General features: G+C 56.1%; 3 protein-coding genes. All 3 read left to right on the plus strand.

Features of this window, described 5'->3' with window-relative positions; genetic code table 11:
* On the plus strand, nucleotides 1-708 hold a 708-nt coding region (gene ehuC / locus AC2FJC_RS23815), incomplete at its 5' end, for an ectoine/hydroxyectoine ABC transporter permease subunit EhuC (RefSeq protein WP_496742198.1).
* Between the two features lie 3 nt (nucleotides 709-711).
* Nucleotides 712-1,380 (plus strand): ectoine/hydroxyectoine ABC transporter permease subunit EhuD, encoded by a 669-nt coding sequence (gene ehuD, locus AC2FJC_RS23820; protein ID WP_170432395.1) that lies wholly within the window; start codon nucleotides 712-714, stop codon nucleotides 1,378-1,380.
* On the plus strand, nucleotides 1,380-1,594 hold a 215-nt coding region (locus tag AC2FJC_RS23825; RefSeq protein ID WP_496742200.1), incomplete at its 3' end, for an ATP-binding cassette domain-containing protein. The genes ehuD and AC2FJC_RS23825, both read left to right, overlap by 1 nt.

Raw genomic sequence — 1,594 nt, forward strand, 5'->3', positions numbered from 1 at the left:
CAGGTTCGGCCCGCCTTTTACGTCCGCCATCCGGGATACGTCATGTCATATTGGGAATTTCTCGCCGAAAACGCGCCGCGTTTTCTGGACGGAACGCTGGTCACAATCGCGCAGTTTTTTCTGTCGGCAGCGCTTGCCATTGTGCTCGCTCTGACCGCAGGGTTGATGAAACTGTCACGGAATATTGCGGTGCGCTGGACGGCCGGCGTTTACATTGAAATCTTCCGGGGCACGTCTCTTTTAGTGCAGCTTTATTGGATTTTCTTTGTCCTGCCGCTGTTCGGATTGACGCTGGACAAGTTCTTTGCCGGTTTCATTGCGGTCGGGCTGAACCTCGGGGCCTATGGTGCCGAACTCGTGCGTGGCGGCATTCAGTCGGTGCCCAAAGGGCAGTGGGAAGCGGCTTATGCGATCTCGATGTCTCCGGCCAAACGGATGTATCGGATCATCCTGCCACAGGCGTTTTTGAACATGCTGCCGCCTTGGGGCAACCTGATGATCGAACTGCTGAAGGCGACCGCGCTGGTGTCGTTGATTTCGGTTACTGACCTGATGTTCGAAGCCAAGCAAATAAACGGCTCCACCTTCCTGTCAGCGCAGGCTTTCGGGACAGCACTGATAATTTACTACATTCTTGCGCGGCTGATCGTGACGCCGTTCATGCGGTGGCTCGAACGCTTCATGGCACGCAAATTGGGGAGGGCGTAAGCCATGTTTGACTGGCGTTGGGATTTTACCTTTGAAATTCTTCCCCGGCTTTTACAGGCCACGCTGAACACGCTGGCCGCTGCCGGAATCGGCTATGGGATCGCAGTGGTACTGGGGCTGGTTTTTGCACTGGCGCAACGCACACCGTCGCGCATCGTCACAATGGTGGTGCGGGAATGTGTCGAATTCATCCGATCGACGCCGCTGGTGCTGCAGATTTTCTTTGTGTTCTTTGTCGGCCCGCAATTCGGGATACGCCTCAGTCCATGGGTGGCAGGGATGATCGCCATCGGGCTGCATTATTCGGCCTACCTGTCTGAGGTTTATCGCGGCGGCCTCGAGTCGGTGCCGAAAGGACAGTGGGAGGCTTGCACCGCACTGAACCTGAGCACGACCAAGACCTATTTTCGCGTTATCATCCCCCAAGCCCTGCCGCCCTCAATGGCTGGGATGGGCAATTACCTGGTTGGGATATTCAAGGACACACCGATGCTGTCGGTTATCGGCGTGGCCGAGCTGATGCAGGCGGCGAATGCCATTGGTGGGTCAACTTACAGGTATTTGGAACCCTATACCATGGTCGGGATCATCTTCCTGGCGATTTCACTGCCCGCAGCCGGGTTGATCAAACTCTTTGAGGCCTGGGTGCGCAAGAAACTGGGAATGAACTGATGGAAGATATGTCGCAATACCCACTGGAACTGACCGGGCCCGACGTGCCGATGGTACGGTTCATGAACGTAACCAAAAGCTATGGTGCCCTGACCGTACTGGACAGTCTGCATCTGGACGTGTCGGAGGGTGAGATGGTCACCGTGATCGGCCCGTCCGGCTCGGGCAAAACCACCGTGTTGCGCATGCTGATGACTTTGGAAACCATCAATGG

Source organism: Ruegeria sp. CDSB117 (assembly GCF_059611005.1).